We start from the raw sequence: 23,200 nt of genomic DNA on the forward strand, positions 1-23,200 counted from the left end.
CCCGCGCGCTATCGATGCCCCCATGACGGAAGAGACCCCGCGCGGGCTGCCCGCGCCCCCGCCGCTCGGCGCGGCCGCCCTGCCCCCCGGTACGTACGGGGGGCGGGTGGTCCTCGTGACCGGCGGCGGTACCGGGCTGGGCAGGGCCATCGCCGCCGAGTTCGCGCGGCTGGGCGCGGACCTGGTGATCGCGGGCCGGCGCGCCGAGCAGCTGAAGGCGGCACAGGAGGAGTTGGCGGCCGTCCCCGGCGCGGGCCGGGTGACGGCCGCTGTCTGCGACATCCGGGACCCGGAGCGGATCGCGGAGGTCTTCGACGCGGCGCAGGCGGCGCTCGGCCTGCCGGACGTCCTGGTCAACAACGCGGCCGCCAACTTCCCCTCCCCCGCGGAGGACCTGTCCCCGAACGCCTGGCGGGCGGTCGTCGACATCACCCTGACCGGCACGTGGTTCATGACCCGCGAGTTCGGCCGCCGCCACCTCGGAGCCGGCACGCCCGGGTCCATCGTGAACATCGGCGCCTCGTACGCCTGGACCGGCGGGCCGGGCTTCGCCCACAGCGCGGCGGCCAAGGCCGGCGTGAAGAACCTGGTGGAGACCCTCGCCGTCGAGTGGGGCCCGTACGGCATCCAGGTCAACGGACTCGTCCCCGGCCTGTTCCCGCACGACGACATGACCGGGGACGTCCGCGGCGGCCTGGAGCGCGCCGCGGCCGGTGCGAAGGACGCGCGCCAGCCGGCCCTGCGCGTCGGCGCCCCCCGCGAACTCGGCTGGGCCGCCACCTTCCTGGCCTCTCCGTACGCCCGGTTCATCACCGGGCACACACTGGTGGTCGACGGGGCGAACTGGCAGCGCCGCGCGCTGGTCAACCCCGAGGTGGTCCCCCTGCGCACCCAGCTGGGCCGCGGCCCGTTCACCCCCTGAGAGCCGGTTGTCAGTGCCCGGTGCGAAGATCGCCGCATGTCTCTCGCCGAACTGACCCTGGCCCACTGGCGTTCGCTCGACCGGGCCGCCGCCGGGCGCACGGCCCACGAGGCCGCCGCCCAGGCGGGCGGCCGCGTGGTGCTGCTCGACACCGTCGAGCACCTCGGCGCGCCGCTGCACCGCGTCCGCATCGAGCGCGAGGGGCAGGAGTTCGCCCTGATACCCGGCGGACGGGTACGGCTCGGGTTCGACCTGGACGCCTGGGAGCCGACGCCCGCGCAGATCGCCGACTACGAGGAGAGCCGGGCGGAGGGGTACGGCTACGAGCTCCCCCTGAAGGAGTATCTCGCCGAGGTGCTCAGCCCGGTGCGGACCGCGACGGCGGCCACCGTGCTCATGGCGGTGCGGGACGAGACGCTGACCGAGTGCCCTGAGGAGATGGCGGAGGTGCTCGCGGAGCGCGGGCTGCGGATGCCGAGCGCCGACGAGTGGGAGCACGCCTGCGGGGCCGGGGCGGGCACCCTCTTCCGGTGGGGGAACGAGTGCCCGCTGGACGAGCCCTCGTACGGGGGCGGCGGTGGCGTGCGGCACGAACCGAACGCCTTCGGGCTGCACATCGCGTACGACAGCTACGCCACGGAGCTGAGCGGCGACCGGACCGCGGTACACGGCGGCGACGGCGGTGAGGCCGTCTGCGGCGGATACGGCGATCTGCTCGCGTGGCTGCCGCTGGCCACCGCCAACCGCAACCCGTCCATGGCGGAGTTCGTGTACGGGCCGGACGGCGCGGGGATGGGCGAGGAGTTCTCGACCCGGCCGGTGTTCAGCCTCCGCTGAAGTGCGGCGGGCGGCGGGCCGCCTTGGCGGCGTAGCCCTCGCGGCAGTCCTCGGAAGTGAGGGTCAGAGCCGCCGTCATCGCCACGCGGTCGAGGGCCGGGGCGAGGGCGGCGTCCGCGTAGGCGTCGATCGCGCGCTTGACGCCCTGCACGGCGAGGGGGGCGTTGGCCGCGATCTCCGCCGCCACCGCACGGGCCGTGTCCTCCAGCTCGGCGGGGGCGACGAGCAGCTGGACCAGGTTCAGCCGGTGCGCCGTCTGCGCGTCGATGCGGCGGCCGGTCAGCGCCAGGAACTTGGCCCACCCCGCGCCCGCCTCGCGGGCGATCCGCAGATCGCCGCCCGCGTCCACCGCCACGCCCAGCTGCGCCTCGGGCAGGGCGAAGACGGCGTCCTCGGCGGCGATGCGGAGGTCGGCCATCAGGGCCAGTTCGAAGCCGAAGCCGAGACAGTAGCCCTGTACGGCGGCCACCACCGGCTGCGGCAGACGCGAGAGCACGGCGAAGCGCTCGTGCACCCAGCGGATGCCCTCGTAGTAGTTGCGGGTCCGCTCCGCGGTGGTGGCGCCCGTGATGGCGCCGCCGGGGGCCTTCACGTCGATGCCCGCGCAGAAGGCGCGGCCCTCGGCCCTCAGCAGCACCACCCGTACCTGCGGATCGAAGCGGATCCGGTCGGCGAGCAGCCCCAGCTGGCGGGTGGATTCCCAGCTCCAGCCGTTGAGCCGGTCGGGGCGGCAGAGGGTGAGGACCGCGATGCCGTCCCCGGTGTCGAGCCGGATGCGCTCCTCACCCTCCGCGACCTCCGTGCCGATGGTGTCGATCACGAAACCCCTCCTTCTGACGATCAGTCAGAATAGGGGGTCGGGCTCAGCGGGTGAAGAGCTCGAACGTCACCGCCGGGCGGCCGCCGAAGCGCGGGGCCGCCTGCTGGGCGTAACCGGTGAGGAAGCCGCGGACGTACTCCTCGGGGTCCTGGTCGGTGAGGACCTCGATGTACGCCTTGTGTTCCATCAGCGATTTGATCGAACGCTCCAGTCCGGGACCGGCGTCCACCGCGTGCGTGGGCGTCGAGGACCCGGCCACCGCGACCCAGCGCACCCCGTTCCAGGGCTCCAGGCCCTGCTCGGAGATGAGCTCGGGGAAGATCCACCGGTTGCCGGCGTCGGCGGCGGCGTCCAGGGCCGCCCGGCCGACGGCCTTGTGGTCGGGGGTGTTCCAGTTGCCCCCGCCGCCCTGGCCGCCCCAGGTGTCGCGGTGGTTGAGGGTGATGAGCAGTTCGGGGCGGTGCCGGCGGATGGCCGCCGCGATGTCCCGGCGCAGGTCCAGGCCGTATTCGACGACGCCGTCGCGGTAGTCGAGGAACTCCACCGCGGACACCCCGACGACCGCGGCGCTCGCGCGCTGCTCCGCCTCGCGCAGCGGTGCGCACTCCTCGGGCGGGATGGTGTCGATCCCGGCCTCGCCGCGGGTGGCCAGGAGGTAGACGACCTCGCGGCCGCCGTCCGTCCAGTGGGCGATCGCCCCCGCCCCGCCGTACTCCAGATCGTCGGGGTGGGCGACCACCGCGAGGGCGCGCTGCCAGTCGGCGGGCATCGGTTCCAAGGGCGCGGGCTGATCCAGTTGTTCGGTCATGCCCGCACCCTAGACGCCCTTCCCCGGACCCCCGCGTTCCGCGGGCCGAGTCCTAGACGTCGTCGCGTACGAGGGCCAGCAGGCGGTCCAGGACGCGGGGGCCGCCGGCGCGGACCCCGTCGTGTTCGAACTCGTCCGTCACCCAGGTGCGCAGGCCCCGGATCCGGGCGGCCGTCTCCAGCGAGTGGGCGGTGTCCACGTACAGGTCGTCGTGGTAGATCGCGGCGGCCACCGGGACCGTGTTGGCGGCGAGCCGGGCCGGATCGTACAGGGGTGTCCAGCCGGTACGGGCGGCCAGCAGCCCGGCGGTCTCGCGCAGCGGGGCCAGCGCCGGGTCGGAAGTGAACTGCCACGGGTGGACGGTCTCGCCGGTGAACAGCAGGGGCGCCTCGCCCGCGAGGGCCTTTCCTGCGTCGAAGCCCGGGTGGCCCGCGCGGACCCGCTCGGCGGCCCACGCGGTGGGCGCGGCCGGGTCCTGGGCGTAGATGGGCTCGTGGAGCAGGGCGTACAGGGGGTGCGCGGCGAAGGAGAGCAGCCCCCGCACGTGTTCCAGGAACGCGTCGGAGAGGGCCGGGCCCGCCGGGGTGGGCACGAAGGCGTCCTCCAGCAGGTGGTGCAGCTGGTGGCTGCCGTCGCCGGTGCCGAGCAGGATGCCGAGGGACTGGAAGGCCTCGGCGGTGAGGCGGTGGCCGCCGGGGAGGACGGCCGGGCGCTCCACCAGGTGGGCGGCGATGCGGCGGGCCCGCTCCACGTCCATCGGGTAGCGGGCGTAGTGGGCCCGGTTCTTGCGTTCCATGCGGGGGTACGCGGCCTCGTACACCTCGTCGGCGGTGGCGGTCAGGGAAGGCAGACCGCCGGTGATCAGAGCGGCGGCCAGGCCCTCGGGGGCGGTGGAGAGGTAGCGGACGGTGCAGAAGCCGCCGAAGCTCTGCCCGAGCACGGTCCAGGGCGCGCCGCCGGTCAGGGCGGGGCGGATGGCCTCGGCGTCGCGCACGATCGAGTCGGCCCGGAAGTGGGCCAGGTACTCGGCCTGCTGCGCGGGCGTGCCGCGCAGGGGCAGGGTCTGGCGGTTGGCCGGGGTGGAGCGGCCCGTGCCGCGCTGGTCGAGCAGGAGGACGCGGTACTCCGTGAGGGCCCGCTCCAGCCAGGCCTGCCGGCCGGTGAAGCGTCGGGCGCCGAATCCGGGGCCGCCCTCCAGGTAGAGGAGCCAGGGCAGCGCCTCGGGGTCCTTGCCGGTGGCGACGGCCTCGCGGGCGTACAGCTCGATGTGCTCCCCGTCGGGGCGCGCGTGGTCGAGCGGGACGCTGAAGCGGTGGTCGGTGAGGACGACACCGGGCTGGCGGTAGCTGTGGTCGATGGTCACGAACGGCCCCTGGGTGTGCGGCGGCCCGGGCCGGATCGCGGCCGGGGCACGGGTGTGGCGGCCCGGCCGAGTCTAGTACGGGCCCGGTCGCGCACACCGGCCCCCACCTGCGCCTACGGCGGGCGGGGGCCGGAGGGCGGAGGTCCGCCGCGGACAGGCCCTAGAACTCGACCACCGAGCGCAGGACCTCCCCGCGGTGCATGCGGGCGAAGGCTTCCTCGACCGCGTCCAGGGAGATGGTCTCGGACACGAAGGCGTCCAGGTCGAGGCGGCCCTGGAGGTAGAGGTCGACGAGGAGGGGGAAGTCCCGCTCGGGCAGGCAGTCCCCGTACCAGGAGGACTTGAGGGCGCCGCCCCGGCCGAAGACGTCGAGCAGCGGGAGTTCCAGCTTCATCTCCGGCGTCGGCACGCCGACCAGGACCACGGTGCCGGCGAGGTCGCGGGCGTAGAAGGCCTGCTGATAGGTCTCGGGGCGGCCCACGGCGTCGATGACCACGTCGGCGCCGTTTCCGCCGGTCAGGGCTTGGACGGCCTTGACCACGTCCTCCGTACGGCCGTTGACGGTGTGGGTGGCCCCGAGGCCACGGGCCCACTCCAGCTTCCGGTCGTCGAGGTCGACGGCGATGATCCGCCCCGCGCCGGCCAGGCGGGCGCCGGCGATGGCGGCGTTGCCCACTCCCCCGCAGCCGATGACGGCGACGGAGTCGCCGCGTCCGACGTTGCCGGTGTTCAGGGCGGCGCCGAGGCCGGCCATCACCCCGCAGCCGAGGAGTCCGGCGGCGGCCGGCGAGGCCGCCGGGTCGACCTTGGTGCACTGGCCCGCGGCGACCAGGGTCTTCTCGGCGAACGCGCCGATGCCGAGCGCCGGGGAGAGCGGGGTGCCGTCCTCCAGGGTCATGGGCTGCGTGGCGTTGTGCGTGTTGAAGCAGTACCAGGGGCGGCCGCGCTTGCAGGCCCGGCAGGTGCCGCACACGGCGCGCCAGTTGAGGACGACGAAATCGCCGGGTGCGACGGAGGTGACGTCCGGGCCGACGGATTCGACGATTCCGGCGGCCTCGTGCCCCAGCAGGAAGGGGAACTCGTCGTTGATGCCGCCCTCGCGGTAGTGCAGGTCGGTGTGGCAGACCCCGCAGGCCTGCACCTTGACCAGGGCCTCGCCGGGTCCCGGGTCGGGCACGAGGATCGTCGTCGTCTCCACCGGTGCGCCCTTGCTCCGGGCGATGACCCCTCGTACTCGATGCGTCACGTCGTACCCCGCTCTGGTCGGTTCTGTCTGGATCAACGAACGTACACGGGCGAGGCGGTGGAGGGGAGCCGTGTCACTCACGGGAAGTCGGAGTGGCGAGTTCCGGCGGTACGGCGGCGCGAAGAGCCGCCGTGAACGCGGCCACGGCCGGGTGGGCGGCGGCGCCGCTGCGGAAGGCGACCTTGGTGCGGCGCTCCATGAGGAGCCGGGTGAGGGAGACGGCCGGGTCGGCGGGGGCCATCACCCCGAGCTGCGGGACGACGGCGACGCCCTGGCCGGCCGCGACCAGGGCGAGCACGGCGGGGAACTCGTCGACGCGGTGGCGGATCCGCGGGGTGAACCCGGCGGCCTGGCAGGCCCGGACGGCCATCGCGTGGCACAGGGTGCCGTGGGTGGCGGTGATCCAGGGGGCCTCGGCGTGCGCCCGCAGGACCTCGCCCTGGTCGGGGCCGGGCGCGGGACCGGGTACGGGGCCGGGCGCGGGGCCGGGTACGGGGCCGGGCGCGGGGCCGAGCTCGGGGCCGAGGTCGGGGGACGCGGCCCGCGCGGGGGCGGCCAGGTACATCGACTCGCGGTACAGGGGCCGCGTGGCGAGCCCCGGCTCCTGCGCCGCCGGGACGAAGTCGTACTCGTGGACCAGGGCCACGTCCAGGTCCCCGGCGCGCAGCGCGTGCGCGACGGCCGCCGGGTCGGTCTCCGAGACCATCGGCTCCAGCCCCGGATGGCGCCGGGCCAGAGCCACCAGGGCGGCGGGGACGATGGCCCGGGTGGCGGTGGGGAAGGCCCCGATGCGCAGGGCTCCGGCCAGGCCGCTGCGCGCCTCGGCGAGATCGGCGGCGGCCTCCTCCAGCCGCTCCAGCACGGCTTCGGCGTGCCGGACCAGGTTCTGCCCGGCGGGGGTGAGCCGGACGCGGCGGCCGGTGCGTTCGAGGAGCGGCAGGCCCGCCTCGCGTTCGAGGACGGAGAGTTGCTGGGACACCGCCGAAGGGCTGAAGGCGAGGGCCTCGGCCACGGCGGCGATGGTCCCGCGGCGGGCGAGTTCGCGCAGCAGGCGCAGGCGTCGTACGTCGAGCATCGGTTCAGCTTACGGGTCTGGTCGGAAACGCGAACTGGATTTGAGGCTCGGGGCGGATGAAGCTCGGAGGCATGGCACAGGACCTCTCCCTCCACGGGATTCACGTACCGCTCGTCACCCCCTTCGACCGCGCCGGGGACGTCGCCGCCGACGCCCTGGAGGCGCTCGCCCACCACGTGCTGGACGAGGGCGCCACCGGGATCGTCGCCCTCGGCACCACCGGTGAGGCCGCCGCCCTCGACGAGGCGGAGCGCGACCTCGTCACCGGCGTCTGCGCCCGGGTCTGCCGGGAGCGGGGGGCGGTGCTGACCGTGGGCGCCGGGGGGAGCGGCACCCGGGCCGCCGGGGAGGCGCTGGGCCGGCTGGCGCGGTGGCCGGAGGTGCGGGCGGCGCTGGTGACCCCGCCCCCGTTCGTCCGGCCCGGGGCCGCGGGGGTGCTGGCGCACTTCGCGCGACTGGCCGAGGTGAGCCCCGTACCGCTGGTCGTCTACCACATCCCGTACCGGACGGGTCAGCCGCTGGACGCGGCCGCTCTGCGGGCGCTCGGGGAGCTGCCGGGGGTGGCCGGGATGAAGTACGCGGGCGGCGGGGTCGGCGAGGAGGCGGTGGCGCTGCTCGGCGACCTGCCGGAGGGGTTCGCCGTGCTGGCGGGCGACGACCTGTACGTGTCCGCGCTGCTGGCGCTGGGTGCGACGGGCGGGGTCCTGGCCTCGGCGCACCTGGCGGCGGCCCGGTACGCGGAGCTGGCGGCGGCCTGGCGGGACGGGGACGTACCGCGGGCGCGGGCCCTGGGGCACCGGCTGGCCCGGCTCTCGGCGGCGCTCTTCGCCGAGCCGAATCCGGCGGTGGTCAAGGGCGTGCTGCACGCCCGGGGCCGGATCCCGACGCCGGACGTGCGGCTCCCGCTGCTGCCGGCGGGCGCGGGGGCGGTGTCGGCGGCGCTGGAGCGGCTCGCGGAGGTCGGGTAGCCCCGCCCCGCCGCCGAGTCGGGCGTGCCGGGAAGCACCCCCTGTGGGCGGTTCGCAAACATCGGGCGAGATGCCCGAATCGGGCAGGGGAATGGGCGAGTTGTCCGTTTCAAGGCAGGGGCTCCGGAGCCCGTGATGTGAGTCACTCGAATACGAGCAACATCATTAATACGGGACAGGCGATTCCCTTTTCCCGGAAAGGAATTTCGGCATTCCCGGAAGGCGCCCCCAAGGTCGTTTCCGACCCCGAAACCGGCAAGTCGATCACCCGGGGGAATTCATACCTTGTTCCCGCCCGGCGGACTCGCTTACCTTCACGTCATTCCCAGCGGGCAGCTGCCGAAACCGGCGGCCGCCAGGGATCCCCCGCACCCGCACGTGAGGAATTCCGCCATGCCCGGACTCGGTAAGCACCGTCGGCCCAAGCAGCGCCCGATCGCCCGCAAGCTGGCCTTCGCCGGCACCGGCGGCGCCGCCCTCGCCCTGCCGCTGATCAGCGCGACCACGGCCGGCGCGGCCGTCACCCAGCCGGCCGCGGCACCCGCCGTGAAGACCGTGGCGCTGCCCGCCGTCAAGCCGGCGGTGGAAAAGGCGGCGCTCCCGCTGACCTATTCCGTGACCGTGGGCGACACCCTTTCGAAGATCGCCGTGGAGCACGCGGTGAGCGGTGGCTGGCAGGCCCTGTACGAGGCCAACCGGAGCGCCATCGGGTCCGACCCGGCGATCATCCGGCCCGGGCTCAAGCTGAGCATCGGCGCGGCGGCGAAGGCGGCGGCCGCGAAGGCGACCGGAGTGAAGGCGGCCGCGGCGGTCAAGCCCGCGACCACCTACGCGAACAACCTCGACGGCTGGATCCGCCAGTCGCTGGACATCATGTCCCGGCACGGAATCCCCGGCAGCTACAACGGAATTCACCGCAACGTGATGCGGGAGTCCTCGGGCAACCCGATGGCCATCAACAACTGGGACTCCAACGCCGCGGCGGGCATTCCCTCCAAGGGCCTGCTCCAGGTCATCGACCCGACGTTCCGCGCCTACCACGTGCCCGGCACCTCACTGGACTCGTACGACCCGGTCGCCAACATCACGGCCGCCTGCAACTACGCGGCGGCCCGCTACGGCTCGATCGACAACGTCAACGGCGCCTACTAGAAACCCCGGACGGCCGCCTCGGAGCGGGCTCAGAGCCAGCCCTGGCGGCGGGCCGCGCGGACGGCCTCCATCCGGTTGCGGGTGCCCGTCTTCCCGATGGCCGAGGACAGGTAGTTCCGCACCGTCGACTCCGACAGATGGACCCTGGCCGCGATGTCGGCCACGGTCGCCCCGTCGACCGCCGCGCCCAGCACGTCGACCTCGCGCGCGGTCAGCGGACTCGGTCCGGCGCTGAGCGCGGCCGCGGCGAGGGCGGGGTCGATCACGGTCTCCCCCGCGAGCACCCGGCGTATCGCGGCGGCCAGTTCCTCCACCGGCCCGTCCTTGACCAGGAACCCGGCGGCCCCCGCCTCCATCGCCCGGCGCAGGTAGCCGGGGCGGCCGAAGGTGGTCAGGATCAGCACCCGGCAGTCCGGGAGGCGCGTGCGCAGCTCGGCGGCCGCGTCGAGGCCGCTGCGGCCCGGGAGTTCGATGTCGAGCAGGGCCACGTCCGGCCGCGCCTCGACCGCGGCGGGCACGATCTCGTCCCCGGCGCCTACCTGCGCCACGACCTCGATGTCCTCCTCCAGCCCGAGCAGCAGGGCCAGCGCGCCGCGCATCATGCCCTGGTCCTCCGCGAGCAGGACCTTGATCATCGACTCTCCCCGTTGTCGGTGTTCCCGACGTTCTCGGCGTTCTCGGCGTTCTCGGCGTTCTCGGCGTTCTCCACCGGCAGCTCGGCCGTGACCCGGAACCCCCGCCCCGGGCCGGGGACCGGGCCGCCGACGAGGGTGCCGCCCGCTGCGGCGAGCCGTTCCGTCAGTCCGGTCAGACCGCTGCCCGGCAGGGTCGAGCCTACGCCGTGCCCGTTGTCGGTGATCACCAGGCGGACCCGTTCCGCCGCGCTCCGCACCTCGATCTCGCAGGTGGTCGCGCCGCTGTGGCGGATGGCGTTGGTGGCGCCCTCTCGCACCACCCAGCCCAGCAGCGCCGCGGCCTGCGGGGGCAGCGGGGGCCCGGACTGCCGTACGACGGGCTCGATCCCGGCGGCCGTCAGCGCGCCGCGGGCCCGGTCGAGCTCGGCGGCGAGGCTGGTCTCCCGATAGCCGGTGACGGCTTCCCGGATCTCCGTGAGCGCCTGCCGGCCGACCGCCTCGATGTCGGCGATCTGGCCCAGGGCGGCGTCCATGTCCCGGGGGGCGACCCGCCGGGCCGCCTCCGACTTCACGACGATCACCGACAGGGTGTGGCCGAGCAGGTCGTGCAGATCGCGCGAGAAGCGCAGCCGCTCCTGGTCCACGGCGGCCCGGGCCAGCTCCTGCCGGGTCTCGCGCAGTTCCTTGACCGTCTCGGACAGGGCGAGGATGGCCGCCGTCACCATGCCGGAGACGAGCGTCCCGTAAGCGATGCCGAGGGTGTCCCAGCCCTCGTCGAGTCCCGCGACCGCCCCGGCGAGGGCGGTGACGACGAGCATCACCGGGCCCAGCATCCGGCCCCGGACCACCGCTCCGGTGGCCAGACCCCACAGCGGGAAGAACAGCAGCCAGTTGCCCCCGTACGCCAGGGCGAGGGCGCAGGTGACGGCGCCGAGGGCGGCCAGGCACCAGCGGGTGCCGGCGGCCTCCCGGGCCCGGCGGTCGAACGCGCGGAACACCAGGGTGACGTAGAGGGAGTTGAACAGCAGCAGGCCCAGAACACCGATCCAGGGGTTGGGGGTCTCCCCCTTGACGATGTTGGAGATGGCGCCCATGCCCAGCAGCAGCCACGGCAGCAGCGCGAAGGGGTTGGACGGGGCCATCGGGCCGCAGCCGTGGTCGGGGGCCTCGCCACGTGCCTTGCGCAGCTTCTCCCGCGCCCGCCATTCGGCTTTGCGGACCTCCCATTCGGCCTTCCGCGCCGCCCTGTCCCTGCGCCAGTCCTGGATCTTCACGCCCGTTCCCCGCTCCATGCGTTACACCGCCCTCGCGGACCGACGGTACGAGAGCACCGCGTACGCGCCGAACAGCAGGGCCCATACGGCGAGCACCGCGATCGCGGCCGGGCCGGGGGCGGAGCCCGCGGCGAGGGACTGGCCCAGCTCGGCGAAGCGGCGGGTCGGGGTGAGATCGGACAGGGAGCGCAGCCAGTGCGGGAAGAGCTCGGTCGGGAACCAGAGTCCGCCGGCGATGGAGAGCGCGAGGCTGCACCCGACGTTGACCACGCCGGTGGTCTGGGCGGTGAGCCGGTAGCCGTTGCCGATGCCGAGCAGGGTGAAGGGGAGCGCGCCGAGCCACAGGACGAGGGCGACCGCGGCCCACTCCCAGGCCTCCAGACGGATCCCGTTGACGAACGCACCGGCCGCCAGCACGGCGGCCACGGCGGGCAGCACGGTGACCGAGCCGGTCAGGGCCCGGCCGACCACGACCTGGCGCGGGGTCATCGGGGTCACCCGCAGCTGCCGCAGCCAGCCGATGCCCTTGTCCTCGGCGACGCCGGTCCCGGTCCCCAGGGCCGCGCCCAGCGCCCCGTACGCGGCCATGGCCACCATGGACGCCGTCTTCCAGTCGCCGGTGTCGGCGCCGGACCCGATGTTGGTGAAGAGGAGGTACATCAGCACCGGCATGCCGATGCCGAAGACGACGAACGAGGTGTCGCGCAGGGTCCGGCGGACTTCCAGGCGGACGTAGGCGGTGATCATCGGGTGCTCCCGGCGGAGAGGGTGACGGTGCGGCCGCCGGCGAGGCCGCCGGTTCGGCTGTCGGTGCGGCTGTCGGTGAGCGCGAGGAACGCGTCGTCCAGCGAGGGGGCGGTGACCTCGATCCCCCGGACCGCGCCGAGGCCCGCGAGGGCGACGACCGTCGCGTCCGGGTCCTCCGTGCGCAACCGCGCGCGGTCCCCCCGCACCTCCACGGAGACCACCCCGGGCAGCTCGCCGAGGCCCTCGGTGGGGCGCCCGGCCAGGTCGACGGAGACCAGCGAGCCGCCCGCGGCCCGGCGCAGCTGCTCCCCGGTGCCGTCGGCGACGATCCGGCCGGCGTCGAGGACCACGATGCGGTCGGCGTGGGCGTCGGCCTCCTCCAGGTAGTGGGTGGAGAACAGGACGGTGTTGCCGCGCCGGGCGTAGCCGCGCATGGACTCCCAGAAGGCGCGGCGGGCCTCGACGTCGAGGGCGGCCGTCGGCTCGTCGAGCACGATGAGCTCCGGGTTCCCGGCGAGGGCGACGGCGAAGCGGACGCGCTGGGCCTGTCCGCCGGAGAGCCGGTCGATGCGGCGGCCGGCGAGATCGGTGAGACCGGCGAGCTCCAGCGCCTCGGCGACGGGCAGCGGAGCCGGGTAGGTGCGGGCCACGAAGCCGATGAGCTCGCGCACGGTGATGCGCGGTACGGCGCGCCCCTCCTGGAGCATGGCGCCGACCCGGCCGGCCCGGACCGCCCGGTCGGGGGTCTCGCCGAAGAGCCGTACGCTGCCCGCGTCGGGCTCTTCGAGGCCGAGCAGCAGGCTGATGGCGGTGGACTTGCCGGCGCCGTTGCGGCCGAGCAGGGCGACCGTCTCGCCGCGCCGGACGTCGAGGTCGATGCCGGCGACGGCGCGGACGGCTCCGAAGGACTTGGCCGCGTGCCGGAAGCGGATCGCGGGCTCCTCGTGCGGTGGCTGCGCGGTCCGTGTCTTCGGGGCCGCCGGTGTCGTCTGCGTCATGCCCACCACGTTACGAATCGGGGCGGGCCCCCCGGCAGATCCGCATGTACGGACCCCACCGGTACAAATGTCCCGGCCCGCGCCGCGCGGGGGCGCTACCCGGCGGGCCGGAGCCGGGACCGGCCCGCGCGAGCGCGCAGCAGGGTGCGTACGGGGGCGGCCAGGCCGTAGCCGACGTCCTTGCGCAGCGCCCGGATGCCGGCCCGTTCCACGGCGGCGAGTTGGTGTCCCATCAGCTCCGTCATGGCGGCGATCACGGGGCGCAGGCCCGGCTCGACGAGGCCGAGGATGCCCTCGGTGGCGTCGAGGGCGCCGCGGGCGCGCCGTGTCTCTTCGGCCAGGAGCGCGCGTACGGCCGGGGTGTCGCGGGCCTGTTCGAGGTCGGCCCGGGTGACGGAGTGCTCGGCGAGGCGGGCGCGCGGCAGGCACAGCCGGCCGTCCGCCAGGTCTCCGGCGAGGTCGGCGAGGAAGTCGACCCGCTGGGCGGCGTCCACGAACCGCCGCCACCCAGCGGCCTGTTCCTCGTCGGGGCCGCCCCGGTACTGGAGCCCGGTGAAGACCAGTACCCCGGGCCAGGCGTAGGCGTCGAGGTAGGCCTGGAAGTCCTCCTCGGTGTCGAAGCCTTCGAATCCGGCCTCGGCGGTGGCGGCGCCCTCCAGGAACCGGGAGACCCAGTGCGCGGGCAGCCCGCGGGTGGCGACGGCGTGGGCGTACGCGCGGATCAGCGGGTCGGGGCCGTCGCCGGTCTTCAGGGCCGTCTCCACCTGCTCCGTGAGCGCGGCCAGACCGGCGGAGCGCTCCTGCGGGGTGCCGGTCTCGGCCACGTCGTCGACGAGGTTCATGAAGGCCACCCCCGCCGTCAGCCAGGGCACCAGCGGCGGCGCGGCAAGCAGGCGCAGCGTCACGTACGGGGCCGGTTCGCGGCGCAGGACCCGGCGGGCGACGTGCGTGTAGTCCTCGCGCAGCCGGGGGCCGGTGATTCCGGCCGCCGTGAGGGTGGTGCGCCAGCTGGGCATGGTGGTGTTGCTCCTCGAACCGAACCGTGAACGACCGTACGGGTACACGATGTCAGGAGCGGTAGACCTTCTTCACCTTGCCCTGGGTGTCGGCGTAGACGTACCCGCCCTGGCCGTACTCGTCGGTGAGGTAGGGCCGCATGGACGGGGTGTTGTCGAGGAGCCAGGGCTCGACGATGACGTAGCGGGAGGTCGGGTTGGCCACCCCGAGCTCCTGCTTGGCCGTGTCGAGGAGGCCGGGCAGGGCGTCCCAGTTGACGGTCGCCATGTCGATCAGCGGCTCGTCCTCCTTGATGGTGCTGCCCGGACCGGTGCGCTTCGCCTCGCCGTCGCGGTACTGGTAGCGGTCGTAGGTCTTGGCTCCCGGGGCGGTGGGGATGGACGCGAGCACGTACTCCTCGTAGATGTTCATCTCCACGAACTGGGTGGTGCCCGTCTTCTGCTTGAAGGCCTCGATCGCGGTGCGCACGTTGGCGGGGGTGAGCAGGCTGCCCTTGGGGGCGGCGGCCTTGCCGCCGGCCGACTTGGGCGGGCTCTGCTGCGGACGCGGGGTGGTGGGGCCGGTGCTCGCGCCGGCGGCGCCGCCCTTCGCCTCGCCGCTGCCGCCCTTGCCGCCGGAGTCGCCGCCGGGGAACCACTTGACGAAGCCGATCGCGCCGACGGCCAGGACCAGCACGACGAGGGCGGCGAGCAGCGCCGGGCGGCGGCGCGGGGTCCGCGTCGCGGGGACGGGGGCGGTGACCGAGTACGGGGAGCCGCCCCCGGGGGTGAACGGCGCCGACGGCGCGTAGGGCTGGGGGACCTGCGGCTGCTGCGCGGGCCGGGTCGGGCCGGCGCCGAAGCCGCTGCCGAAGCCGCTGCCCGTGCCGCCGACGGCGCCCGGCGGCGGGGTCGGCGGCCCGTACTGGCCCAGGGCCGCGGGCGACGGGGCCGCCGGGGCGCTCCCGGCCGGAGCGGCGCTCGCGTCCCGGAGCAGTTGTTCCAGCTGCGCCGCGTCGGGCCGTACGGACAGGTCCCGTACGAGCAGCCGTTCCAGTACGGGCCCCAGCGGACCGGAACGCACCGGGGCCGGGATCGGCTCGTCGAGGACGGCGACGACGGTGGCCAGGGTGGTGGCCCGGCGCAGCGGGTGGGTCCCCTCCGCGGCCACGTAGAGCAGCATGCCGAGCGACCACAGGTCGGAGGCGGCGAGGCCCTCCTCGCCGCGGGCCCGCTCCGGGGCGATGTACTCCGGCGAGCCGATCAGCACGCCGGTGGAGGTGAGCGCGGTCGAGTCGTGCAGGGCCGCGATGCCGAAGTCGGTGAGCACGGCGGAGCCGTCGGGGCGCAGCAGCACGTTGGCCGGCTTCACGTCGCGGTGGAGGACCCCTTCGGCGTGGGCGGCCCGCAGCGCGGACAGCACGTCGAGGCCGAGCCGCAGCACGTCGGCGACGGGCATCGGCCCCGACTCCAGCCGGTCGTGCAGGGAGCCGCCCTTGACCAGCTCCATCACGATCCACGGATGACCGTCCGTGCCGGGGGCGGGCTCGACGATGTGGTGGATCGTCACCACGTGCGGGTGCGCCAGCCGGGCGAGCGCGCGGGCCTCGCGGATGGCGCGCTCGCGCAGCTGTTCGGTCAGTCCGGGCTGGGCGGCGGCGGTCGCCGGGTCCGGCGGGCGCACCTCTTTCAGGGCGACGTCGCGGTGCAGTGCGATGTCGCGGGCGCGCCACACCGTGCCCATGCCGCCGGCGCCCAGCGGTGCGATCAGTTCGAAGCGGCCGTCGACCAGCTGTCTGTCGGCCTCACTCATGTCCATGGCCGGACATCGTAGGCGCAGGCAGTGTCAGCAGCGTCGGCGGTCCACCGTCACGGTGCCCTGGGCGGTGGACAGGGTGCGGTCGTAGCACCCGTGCCCGGGCTCCGCCCCGTACAGCTGGTAGTGCTCGGTGCTGGTGCCGACCGCGTGCCGCTGCTCTCGCGGGACGTTCGCCGTGTAGCTCGCGTCGCCCGTGTACCGGTCGTCGAGCCGGGTGCGGTCCACGGTGCGGCCGCCGCGCAGGGTGCTCGTCTCGGCGCTGTCACCGAGCGAGATGACGGTGCGCAGCCGGTCCCCGGCGCCGAGGGTGGTCTCGCCGTCCATCGTGTACGTGCGCGCGGTGCGGACGGTGGCGGGGCCGCGGGTGACGCTCTCCTCGTCGGTCCAGGTCGCCGTCAGGGCGTCCTGGTTCTCGCCCTCCGTCCAGCGGTGCGCGGAGGTGTTGTGCACGGCGCGGGTGACGGTGGTGGTGACCCGGCCGTGGGAGGTGTCGAGCCGGCCGGCGACGGTGAGCCGGTGGCCGCCCTCGGTGTCGAGGCGGTGCTGCGCGGCGGGGTTGCCGGGCGCGGCGGGCGTCCAGCGGGTGGAGTTGGCCGGTTGTCCCTCCTCGTGGCGGGTGAGGGAGCCGGTGACGACGGCGCGGCCCTCGTCCTGCCACAGGAGCAGGTTCGCCGGGGTGCTCCAGCCGCTCTGCCCGGCCGGGACGCCGGCGACGCCGACCTCGATCCGGTGCGGGCGGCCGTCGTTGAGGAGGGCGGCGTACGGGGTGAGGTCGTACACGATCGGCTGGACGTCGAAGGCGCGGGGCGCGGGGGTGACGTACCAGAGGAAGGGGTTCGACCAGCCGCCCGTCCACACGGTCGGGAAGGGGGCGGCGATGCCGGCGAGCTGTCCGTCGACGGAGATCCGGACCTCGCGGTAGGGGCCGTCCGCGGCCTTGCAGGAGTAAGGCGCGGCGTCGGGGGTGGTCATGTACCAGTACTCCTCGCAACCGCCGCCGGAGCCGGTGGCGTACACCTCGGCGAGGAGCCGCTCGGTGTTGCGCGGGGTGGTGACCGAGGGGGTGGTGAGCGGGAGGACGCGGTCGGGGGCGTCGGGGGCGGGGACGTGCCGGTCCCGGTCGGCGGCGTAGAAGGTGAGCGTGGCCTTGACCTCGATGACGCCGGTGTAGGTGTCGTCGACGAAGTTGCCGATCAGCATCTCGACGGGCTGCGGCTTGTCCAGGACGTCGCGGTAGCGGGTGACGTCCTTCTCTACGGACCAGGTGATGCCGTCGGGCGAGGGCTCGGGGGTGGAGGTGCGCAGGATTTCGACGCCGCCGAGGGAGAGGTGGCCCAGGCGGTCGTACTGGCGGCCCTTGACCTTGCCGTCGAGGCGCAGGACGACCTTGGCCCAGGTCCCGCCGCACGCGGCCGGGGGCGCGTACGTCCCGACGTACGGGGTGTAGTCGCGGAACCGGGCCTCGGCGACGGTCACCTCGCAGGAGCGGGTCGCGGGGCGGGCGACGGGCGGGGCGGCGGTGAGGGGGTCGTGCCAGTCCGTTCCGAACTCGGCGGGCGGTTCGGCCGAGGGTCCGGCGGCGGAGGCGTGGACCCCGCCGTCGCGCGCGGCCGGGTCGGCGGCGGCCGCGGGTCCCGCGGCGCCGGCCAGGGCTCCGGCCGCCAGCGCGAGCGCGCCGAGCAGGCCCGTGATCCTGTGTCGTGTCATGGCCCCGCAGTGAATCCGGCCCGGCGCGGGCGGCACCAGGGCCCTGGCACGCCCCTGGCCGGATCTCGCCCCCGACCGGGTCAGACGGTGGGGAGGACGACCGTGCCGTCGTCGTCCGCGTGGACCGTGTCCCCCGGGCGGAACGTCACTTCACCGAGGGTGACCGGCTCGTCCACCGTGCCCGCGCCCGTCTTCCCGCTCTTGCGCGGGACCGTGCCCAGTGCCTTGATCCCGAGGTCGAGCCCGCCGAGGGCCACGCTGTCGCGGACCGCGCCGTTGATGATCAGGCCGGCCCAGCCGTTGCGCTGCGCCGCTCCGGCGATGAGGTCGCCGGTGAGGGCGGTGCGCAGGGAGCCTCCGCCGTCCACGACGAGGACGGCGCCCCCGCCCGGTGTGTTGACCAGCTCGCGCAGCAGCGCGTTGTCCTCGTGGCAGGTGACGGTGCGCACCGGGCCGGCGAACAGCCGGCGCCCGCCGAACTGGCGGAAGGGCGTGGTGCAGACGGCCAGCCCCTCGCCGTGCTCGTCGTACAGGTCGCTGGTGGGTACGGGGGTGACGGGAGTGGCAGGGGTGACGCTCATGGGATTCGGGGCTCCTCGCAGCTCGTACGTCGCGCCGTGCGGCCCGAGCCTAACCGGTGGCCCCGGAGCCGATCAGTCCCGGGAGTTGCCGAAGAGGATGCGGTAGCCGATGAGCAGGACCAGCGAGCCCGCGATGGCGGAGCCCCAGGTGGCGGGGTCGTAGAAGTCGTGGCCGATCGGCTTGTCCAGGAACTTCGCGGAGAGCCAGCCGCCGATGAAGGCTCCGGCGATGCCGATGAACGTGGTGCCGATGAGCCCGCCGGGGTCACGGCCGGGCAGCAGGACCTTGGCTATGATCCCGGCCAGCAGCCCCAGGACGATCCAGCTGACGATCCCCATGGTCGTTCACTCCGCTTCGTTCGTACGTCGGTGTTCGCGTTCTCACCGGGGAGGACGCGAACACCGGCGAAACGGTTCTCGGCCGTCTCAGACCGGCACCCGGCCGGCCGGCACGGGGGCCGGCGCGGGCGCCGCCGGTACGGTCGCGGGCACGGCTGCGCGTGCGGGCGGGGCCACGGATGCGGGGGCGGTCGCGCGTACGGGCGCGGAGGCCGCGGCGGCTGCGGCGGCGCCCGGGGCGGGCGCCGCGTCCGGGGCCGTTCGCGTCAGCAGCAGCACCCCGCGCGCCGCCGCCAGGGCGCCGGCCACGGCGAGCAGGAGCCCCACCGCCCCGCCCTGGAGGCGTTCCCCGAGCAGGATCATGCCGATCGCGGCCGCGGCCAGCGGGTTGGCCAGGTTCACCACGGCGAGCGGCGCCCCGAGACCGCCCCGGTAGGCCCGCTGGGACAGCAGCATCCCGCCGACCGCGAACACCACCACGAGCAGGGCGACGGCGACGACCCGCACGCTGAGCAGGGCCCCGCCGCGGCCGCCCGCGACGGCCACCGTCTGGGTCAGCGCGGAGGCCACGGCGGAGGCCAGCCCGGAGGCCGTCGCGTGCCGCAGCCCCGAGCGCACGTCCCGGCGTACGGTCAGCAGCGTGATCACGGCGAGCGTGGCCCCGGACACGGCCAGCGCTTCGGCCAGGGTGAGCGTGTCGTCGGGGGCCGGCCCCGAGGCGGGCAGCAGCAGGAGTCCGAGCCCGACGACGGTGGCCAGGGTGCCCCGCCATTCCGTGGCCGCGACCCGGCGGCCGGCCCCGTGCGCCCCGAGCGGGACGGCCGCGACGAGCGTGAGGGCGCCGAGCGGCTGGACCAGGGTGAGCGGCCCGTAGCGCAGGGCGGCCGCGTGCAGGAGCGCGGCGCCGGCGTTGAGACCGGCCGACCACCACCAGGCCCCGTTGCCGAGCAGGGCTCCGGCGCTGCGGGCCACGGCGGCGCGGGCGAGCCGCTCCTGGGCCACGGCGGCGGCCGCGTACGCGACGGCCGAGGCGAGGCAGAGCAGGACGGCGAGGAGGGTGGCGTTCACCGGGCCGCCCCCACGGTCTCGGCCGGGGCCTTCGGAACCGCCGCGCCCTTCGGAACCGCCGGGGCCCCCCGAACCGCGGGGGCCTCCGCGGCAGCCGGGGTGTCCGCGACCACCGGGGCCGGGGGCTCCGCGCGTCGCCGCGGACGCGGCAGGTGGCGTACGACGACCGGCGATCCTGTCCGGACCCGCGGGCGCGGCACCACCAGCAGGGCCCCGCCGAGCAGGACGGTGGCCACGATCGCGTCGAGCCAGTAGTGGTTGGCGGTGCCGACGACCACGAGCAGGGTCACCAGCGGGTGCAGCAGCCACAGCACGCGCCACCGGGACCGGGTGGCGGCGATCATGCCGAGCGCCAGCATCAGCGCCCACCCGAAATGCAGCGAGGGCATCGCGGCGAACTGGTTGGCCATGGTGTCGGTGGTGGGGGCGGCCCGGTACACGGAGGGCCCGTAGACCTGGGCGGTGTCCACGAGGTGCGCGGCGCCGAGCATCCGCGGCGGCGCGAGCGGGAAGGTGAGGTGCAGCACGAGGGCGGCGCCGGTCAGGACGGCGAGCACGCGCCGGGCCCACAGGTAGTGGCCGGGCCTGCGCACGTAGAGCCAGATCAGGAAGAGCGCGGTGGCCGGGAAGTGCACGGCCGCGTAGTAGGTGTTCGCCGTGTGCACGAGGGCGTCCCCGTCACCGTGCAGCAGGAGCCGCTGGATCACGCCCTCGCCCGGGAGGTGCAGGGCGCGCTCGGCGTCCCAGACCCGGCCCGCGTTGCGGAACGCCTCGTCGGTGCGGTCCGTGGACAGCATCCGGCCGGTCTTGTAGACGGCGAACAGGCCCGCGACGAGCAGCAGCTCGCGTATGAGTCGGCGCCGCGGGCCGGCTGTCGCCGGGCCGTCGGCCGGGCCGGCCTGTGTGGTGTGGGAGCTCATTTCCCCCGCTTCCTTCTCTGTGCTCGGCGCCGCCCTGTGCGCGGACATCGACACGCCAGTGTATCGATACATTCGCGTATCGATACGCGGGTGTACCGATACGCTCGCGTTCCCGTACACTTTCCCCACGGATACATCAGCTGCGGAGCCCCCGAGGAGAGCCGCTCACCATGACGTCGACAGCGCCCGCCGCGCGCCGCTCCAAGATCACCCCGGAACGGGTGCAGGAGTTCTACGACGCCGTCCTGGACCAGCTGCGCGAGCACGGGTACGAGGCGCTGACCATGGAAGGCGTCGCCGCCCGGGCTTGCTGCGGGAAGTCGACCCTCTACCGGCAGTGGAAGACCAAGCCCCAGCTGGTCGCGGCCGCCCTGCGGGCGAACCGGCAGGGCACGCTGGCCGCGGTGGACACCGGCACGCTCGCCGGCGACCTGCGCGAGGCGGCCCGGATCGCGGCCGGCAGCTCGGGACGCGACACCCTCCTCACCCAGGCCCTCGGGCACGCCGTGCTCAGCGACGAGGAGCTGCAGGCCGCACTGCGCGAGGCGCTGGTCGAGCCGGAGCTGGCCGCGTTCGACGCGATGGTGGCGCGGGCCGTGGCGCGCGGCGAGATCGCGGCGGGCCATCCGGCCACGGAGTTCCTGCCGGCGCAGCTGATGGGCGTCATGCGCATCCGGCCGGTGCTGGAGGGGCGCTACGCGGACGCCGACTACCTGGTCCGGTTCGTCGACGCGGCCCTGCTGCCCGCCCTGGGCCTGACCCCCGGACCCGAACCCGCGCCCGTCCCGGACCCGGACCGGGCCGAGACCCCCTGAACCGGTGGGCCGCCGTCACCGATGACCGACTGGCGACCCGCCCGCGCTGCCTCGTGGGGACGGCGGCAGCGCGCCACCCGGACAGGGCGGTGGCCACTCACTCGTCGAGGGAGTGGCCACCGCCCGGTCTGTGCGGCCGCCCCGCGCCGGGCCCCGCATGACGGCTTCGCGTCAGGATCTCCGCTCAGGACCGCGGATCAGGACCTCGGCTCAGGGCCTCGCCACGCCCATGACCCGGGCGAACTCCTCCGGATCCGCGTCGAAACCGCGTACCGCGGCATCCAGCGACCAGGCGCCCGAACCGTCCCGGGCGAACTCCGCGATCGTGGCCGCCGTGGCGGCCGGGATCGCCGCGAAATCGCTCACCGCCAGGTCGGTGTAGCCCTCCCGGATCCGGACCCCCGTACCGCCTATGGCCGCGAAGGACTTCGTACGGGCACCCCTCTGCCCGGTGTCCTGTATGACCACGCCGACCACCACCCGCACCAGCGCGGGCGCCATCCGGTCCAGTTCGAGGGTCATCACCTCGTCGAAGCCGAAGCCCTGGCCGGTGTGGCTGTCGCGGTTCAACGTGATGGTGCCGTCGGGGGAACGGCTGCCGAAGTGCACGAGGTGGACCGGCTCCCCGTGGGGGGCCGCGGCGCCGAACACCGCCGCGATGATGTCCAGGTCGTGCGCGGGCGTGCCCGCGGGGCTCGGATCCCACCGCAGTGCGATCTCCACCTTGGCCAGGCCCTTGCGTACTCCGCTCGTGGACGTGCTCACCGAACTCCCCCTCCGCTTCCCGGGTGTTGCCCGGCCATGCTGTCATGCGGCGGCCTGCGCGGGCCGGACCACCCGACGTTTTCGGCCAGTTGAGCCGGATACGACCTCTTCAGGATCGCGGCAGCACGCGTACGGTCTCCACCCAGCCCGGCGGCTGCGGGGCATCGGCCCCGATCAGCGCGGCGATCAGCCGGCAGGACGGGATCTCGTCCGGCCACGGCGTGTACCCGTCGGTCAGGACGACGACGATGTTCGGCCGCTCCGCCGCCGCCAGCGCGGCCCGGATGCCGACGCGCATGTCCGTGCCTCCTCCCCCGGCCAGGGTCACCTGCTCGGCACTCGTCACCCGGGACACGGCGTGCACGTCCGCGTCGCAGGCCAGTACGGCGACCCGGTTGCCCCGGACCCCCACCTCCCGCAGCACCCCGGTGACCTCGCCGAGCGCGGCGGCCAGCTCGTCCTCGCCCATCGACCCCGAGGTGTCGACGACGATCGCGACCCGCGGCAGCGGCCGGCGCAGGCTGGGCAGCACCACCCGGCCGCCGAGTGCCGGAGTGCGGCGCGAGGGACGCCGGTAGGTGTAGTCCACGGCGCCGCCCGCCCACGCGGCGGCCTCCCGGACCGCCCCGGACAGCGCGCGGCGCCAGTCGACGGTGGGCTCCAGCAGCTCCTGCGCCCAGCGCTGCCACCCGGCCGGGAGCCGGCCGCGGGTGCGCTGGTGGGCGCGCATGGCCTGGGCGGTCTGCCGGCGCAGCGCCTCCGCCTCGACCGGGCCGATGCGGGCGGGTCCGGCGCCCTCGCCCAGCTCCCAGGGCACGGGCGTGCCGTGGGCCCCGGAGCCGCAGTCCGGTGCGTGCGGCGGGGTGGCCGGGATCGCGGACAGGTAGGTCTCGAACATCCCGCCGGTGGCGAGACCGAACAGCCGGGGTTCCATCCGGCCCTCGGGCAGCGCCAGCCCGTCGGCGATCAGGTCGTCGTTGATCTCGCAGTCCTGGGCGATGTTGACGCGGACCCGGTCACGCTGGTCGGCGGCCGGGAGCCGGTCGGCGCGGGCGTGGTGGTCGCGCAGCAGGTGGGCCACCTCGTGGATCCACACCCCGGCCAGCTCCGCGACCGGCGTCGCATCGACGAAGGCGGGCGAGACGTAGCACCGCCAGTGCCGGTCCACGCCCATCGTGGGGACCGCGGCCGTGGGGACCACGGTGAGCGCGTACAGGGCGGAGGCGAGGTACGGCCGGGCCTCGGCCGCCTTGTACCGGGCGGCCAGCAGTTTGGCCCGGTCCAGGCGCCCGCGCTCCGCCGGCGGGCCGTCGGCGGACGCGCCGTCCGCGGGAAGCGCCATCGGC

23 protein-coding genes are annotated in these 23,200 nt (G+C 74.8%); 5 read left to right on the forward strand and 18 right to left on the reverse strand.

Annotated elements, in window-relative coordinates; genetic code table 11:
* The first annotated feature begins 22 nt into the window (after positions 1–22).
* Together ACFYXV_RS24195 and ACFYXV_RS24200 are read left to right on the forward strand one after the other, a co-directional pair.
* Entirely contained in the window at positions 23–922 is a 900-nt protein-coding gene (locus ACFYXV_RS24195; RefSeq protein ID WP_389384007.1) for an SDR family oxidoreductase, read from the forward strand.
* A gap of 36 nt (positions 923–958) precedes the next feature.
* On the forward strand, positions 959–1,759 hold the full coding sequence (locus tag ACFYXV_RS24200; protein WP_385475179.1) for a hypothetical protein: 801 nt from the start codon (positions 959–961) through the stop codon (positions 1,757–1,759).
* Here the strand turns inward: ACFYXV_RS24200 and ACFYXV_RS24205 are convergent.
* From ACFYXV_RS24205 to ACFYXV_RS24225, 5 genes are all read right to left on the reverse strand, one after another.
* Positions 1,746–2,579, reverse strand: a complete 834-nt coding sequence (locus ACFYXV_RS24205) for an enoyl-CoA hydratase/isomerase family protein (RefSeq protein WP_385475177.1) — start codon at positions 2,577–2,579, stop codon at positions 1,746–1,748. The two genes, ACFYXV_RS24200 and ACFYXV_RS24205, sit on opposite strands and share 14 nt — an antisense overlap.
* A 43-nt stretch (positions 2,580–2,622) precedes the next feature.
* A complete protein-coding gene (locus ACFYXV_RS24210) occupies positions 2,623–3,387 on the reverse strand; it encodes a PIG-L deacetylase family protein (RefSeq protein WP_385475175.1) in 765 nt (254 codons plus the stop codon).
* 52 nt (positions 3,388–3,439) lie between these two features.
* Positions 3,440–4,744 carry an alpha/beta fold hydrolase gene (locus tag ACFYXV_RS24215; RefSeq protein ID WP_385475183.1) on the reverse strand — a complete coding sequence of 435 codons (1,305 nt, stop codon included), beginning with the start codon at positions 4,742–4,744 and terminating at the stop codon, positions 3,440–3,442.
* 166 nt (positions 4,745–4,910) lie between these two features.
* Positions 4,911–5,996: an S-(hydroxymethyl)mycothiol dehydrogenase gene (locus ACFYXV_RS24220; protein ID WP_385475173.1), complete on the reverse strand. Its 1,086-nt coding sequence runs from the start codon at positions 5,994–5,996 to the stop codon at positions 4,911–4,913.
* A 73-nt stretch (positions 5,997–6,069) separates the two neighbouring features.
* Entirely contained in the window at positions 6,070–7,071 is a 1,002-nt protein-coding gene (locus tag ACFYXV_RS24225) for a LysR family transcriptional regulator (protein ID WP_389384008.1), read from the reverse strand.
* 71 nt (positions 7,072–7,142) lie between these two features.
* Between ACFYXV_RS24225 and ACFYXV_RS24230 the strand changes: the two genes are divergently transcribed.
* Together ACFYXV_RS24230 and ACFYXV_RS24235 are read left to right on the forward strand one after the other, a co-directional pair.
* Positions 7,143–8,039 (forward strand): dihydrodipicolinate synthase family protein, encoded by an 897-nt coding sequence (locus ACFYXV_RS24230; protein ID WP_389384009.1) that lies wholly within the window; start codon positions 7,143–7,145, stop codon positions 8,037–8,039.
* 393 nt (positions 8,040–8,432) lie between these two features.
* Positions 8,433–9,191 (forward strand): transglycosylase SLT domain-containing protein, encoded by a 759-nt coding sequence (locus ACFYXV_RS24235; protein ID WP_389384010.1) that lies wholly within the window; start codon positions 8,433–8,435, stop codon positions 9,189–9,191.
* Between the two features lie 29 nt (positions 9,192–9,220).
* On the opposite strand, the gene ACFYXV_RS24240 is transcribed toward ACFYXV_RS24235, so the two are convergent.
* From ACFYXV_RS24240 to ACFYXV_RS24290, 11 genes are all read right to left on the reverse strand, one after another.
* A complete protein-coding gene (locus ACFYXV_RS24240; RefSeq protein ID WP_385475167.1) occupies positions 9,221–9,826 on the reverse strand; it encodes a response regulator in 606 nt (201 codons plus the stop codon).
* Positions 9,823–11,118 carry a sensor histidine kinase gene (locus tag ACFYXV_RS24245; protein ID WP_389384011.1) on the reverse strand — a complete coding sequence of 432 codons (1,296 nt, stop codon included), beginning with the start codon at positions 11,116–11,118 and terminating at the stop codon, positions 9,823–9,825. The genes ACFYXV_RS24240 and ACFYXV_RS24245 overlap by 4 nt, the downstream gene beginning before the upstream one ends.
* A gap of 3 nt (positions 11,119–11,121) precedes the next feature.
* On the reverse strand, positions 11,122–11,847 hold the full coding sequence (locus ACFYXV_RS24250; RefSeq protein ID WP_389384012.1) for an ABC transporter permease: 726 nt from the start codon (positions 11,845–11,847) through the stop codon (positions 11,122–11,124).
* A complete protein-coding gene (locus ACFYXV_RS24255; RefSeq protein WP_389384013.1) occupies positions 11,844–12,845 on the reverse strand; it encodes an ATP-binding cassette domain-containing protein in 1,002 nt (333 codons plus the stop codon). Before ACFYXV_RS24255 ends, ACFYXV_RS24250 begins: the two co-directional genes overlap by 4 nt.
* A gap of 95 nt (positions 12,846–12,940) precedes the next feature.
* Complete coding sequence (locus tag ACFYXV_RS24260) at positions 12,941–13,861, reverse strand: squalene/phytoene synthase family protein (RefSeq protein ID WP_385475161.1); 921 nt, start codon at positions 13,859–13,861, stop codon at positions 12,941–12,943.
* 52 nt (positions 13,862–13,913) lie between these two features.
* A complete protein-coding gene (locus ACFYXV_RS24265) occupies positions 13,914–15,659 on the reverse strand; it encodes a serine/threonine-protein kinase (protein WP_389384014.1) in 1,746 nt (581 codons plus the stop codon).
* Positions 15,660–15,686: 27 nt separating this feature from the next.
* A complete protein-coding gene (locus ACFYXV_RS24270; protein WP_389384015.1) occupies positions 15,687–17,366 on the reverse strand; it encodes a peptide-N4-asparagine amidase in 1,680 nt (559 codons plus the stop codon).
* A gap of 80 nt (positions 17,367–17,446) precedes the next feature.
* The gene (rraA, locus tag ACFYXV_RS24275; RefSeq protein WP_385475155.1) at positions 17,447–17,947 is read right to left on the reverse strand and encodes a ribonuclease E activity regulator RraA; all 501 of its coding nucleotides are present in this window, start codon (positions 17,945–17,947) and stop codon (positions 17,447–17,449) included.
* Between the two features lie 72 nt (positions 17,948–18,019).
* Positions 18,020–18,286, reverse strand: a complete 267-nt coding sequence (locus ACFYXV_RS24280) for a GlsB/YeaQ/YmgE family stress response membrane protein (RefSeq protein ID WP_048478695.1) — start codon at positions 18,284–18,286, stop codon at positions 18,020–18,022.
* A gap of 87 nt (positions 18,287–18,373) precedes the next feature.
* Positions 18,374–19,354 (reverse strand): hypothetical protein, encoded by a 981-nt coding sequence (locus tag ACFYXV_RS24285; protein ID WP_389384016.1) that lies wholly within the window; start codon positions 19,352–19,354, stop codon positions 18,374–18,376.
* The gene (locus ACFYXV_RS24290; protein WP_389384017.1) at positions 19,351–20,274 is read right to left on the reverse strand and encodes a phosphatase PAP2 family protein; all 924 of its coding nucleotides are present in this window, start codon (positions 20,272–20,274) and stop codon (positions 19,351–19,353) included. Before ACFYXV_RS24290 ends, ACFYXV_RS24285 begins: the two co-directional genes overlap by 4 nt.
* A 170-nt stretch (positions 20,275–20,444) precedes the next feature.
* Here ACFYXV_RS24290 and ACFYXV_RS24295 point away from each other — a divergent pair, with 170 nt between their 5' ends.
* Positions 20,445–21,089 (forward strand): TetR/AcrR family transcriptional regulator, encoded by a 645-nt coding sequence (locus ACFYXV_RS24295; RefSeq protein ID WP_389384018.1) that lies wholly within the window; start codon positions 20,445–20,447, stop codon positions 21,087–21,089.
* A gap of 210 nt (positions 21,090–21,299) precedes the next feature.
* Here ACFYXV_RS24295 and ACFYXV_RS24300 read toward each other — a convergent pair whose 3' ends face one another.
* Complete coding sequence (locus ACFYXV_RS24300; RefSeq protein WP_389384019.1) at positions 21,300–21,854, reverse strand: TerD family protein; 555 nt, start codon at positions 21,852–21,854, stop codon at positions 21,300–21,302.
* A 109-nt stretch (positions 21,855–21,963) separates the two neighbouring features.
* Positions 21,964–23,196, reverse strand: coding sequence for a VWA-like domain-containing protein (locus ACFYXV_RS24305; RefSeq protein WP_389384020.1), 1,233 nt, complete (start codon positions 23,194–23,196; stop codon positions 21,964–21,966).
* Positions 23,197–23,200: the final 4 nt, after the last annotated feature.

This window comes from Streptomyces sp. NPDC002181 (assembly GCF_042890485.1).
Lineage (GTDB): Bacteria > Actinomycetota > Actinomycetes > Streptomycetales > Streptomycetaceae > Streptomyces.

Coding starts and splice junctions, on each gene's coding strand:
- ACFYXV_RS24195 (WP_389384007.1), top strand. CDS start 23: ATGACGGAAGAGACCCCGCGCGGGCTGCCCGCGCCCCCGCCGCTCGGC.
- ACFYXV_RS24200 (WP_385475179.1), top strand. CDS start 959: ATGTCTCTCGCCGAACTGACCCTGGCCCACTGGCGTTCGCTCGACCGG.
- ACFYXV_RS24210 (WP_385475175.1), bottom strand. CDS start 3,387: ATGACCGAACAACTGGATCAGCCCGCGCCCTTGGAACCGATGCCCGCC.
- ACFYXV_RS24225 (WP_389384008.1), bottom strand. CDS start 7,071: ATGCTCGACGTACGACGCCTGCGCCTGCTGCGCGAACTCGCCCGCCGC.
- ACFYXV_RS24230 (WP_389384009.1), top strand. CDS start 7,143: ATGGCACAGGACCTCTCCCTCCACGGGATTCACGTACCGCTCGTCACC.
- ACFYXV_RS24235 (WP_389384010.1), top strand. CDS start 8,433: ATGCCCGGACTCGGTAAGCACCGTCGGCCCAAGCAGCGCCCGATCGCC.
- ACFYXV_RS24240 (WP_385475167.1), bottom strand. CDS start 9,826: ATGATCAAGGTCCTGCTCGCGGAGGACCAGGGCATGATGCGCGGCGCG.
- ACFYXV_RS24245 (WP_389384011.1), bottom strand. CDS start 11,118: ATGGAGCGGGGAACGGGCGTGAAGATCCAGGACTGGCGCAGGGACAGG.
- ACFYXV_RS24250 (WP_389384012.1), bottom strand. CDS start 11,847: ATGATCACCGCCTACGTCCGCCTGGAAGTCCGCCGGACCCTGCGCGAC.
- ACFYXV_RS24255 (WP_389384013.1), bottom strand. CDS start 12,845: ATGACGCAGACGACACCGGCGGCCCCGAAGACACGGACCGCGCAGCCA.
- ACFYXV_RS24260 (WP_385475161.1), bottom strand. CDS start 13,861: ATGCCCAGCTGGCGCACCACCCTCACGGCGGCCGGAATCACCGGCCCC.
- ACFYXV_RS24265 (WP_389384014.1), bottom strand. CDS start 15,659: ATGGACATGAGTGAGGCCGACAGACAGCTGGTCGACGGCCGCTTCGAA.
- ACFYXV_RS24270 (WP_389384015.1), bottom strand. CDS start 17,366: ATGACACGACACAGGATCACGGGCCTGCTCGGCGCGCTCGCGCTGGCG.
- rraA (WP_385475155.1), bottom strand. CDS start 17,947: ATGAGCGTCACCCCTGCCACTCCCGTCACCCCCGTACCCACCAGCGAC.
- ACFYXV_RS24280 (WP_048478695.1), bottom strand. CDS start 18,286: ATGGGGATCGTCAGCTGGATCGTCCTGGGGCTGCTGGCCGGGATCATA.
- ACFYXV_RS24290 (WP_389384017.1), bottom strand. CDS start 20,274: ATGAGCTCCCACACCACACAGGCCGGCCCGGCCGACGGCCCGGCGACA.
- ACFYXV_RS24295 (WP_389384018.1), top strand. CDS start 20,445: ATGACGTCGACAGCGCCCGCCGCGCGCCGCTCCAAGATCACCCCGGAA.
- ACFYXV_RS24305 (WP_389384020.1), bottom strand. CDS start 23,196: ATGGCGCTTCCCGCGGACGGCGCGTCCGCCGACGGCCCGCCGGCGGAG.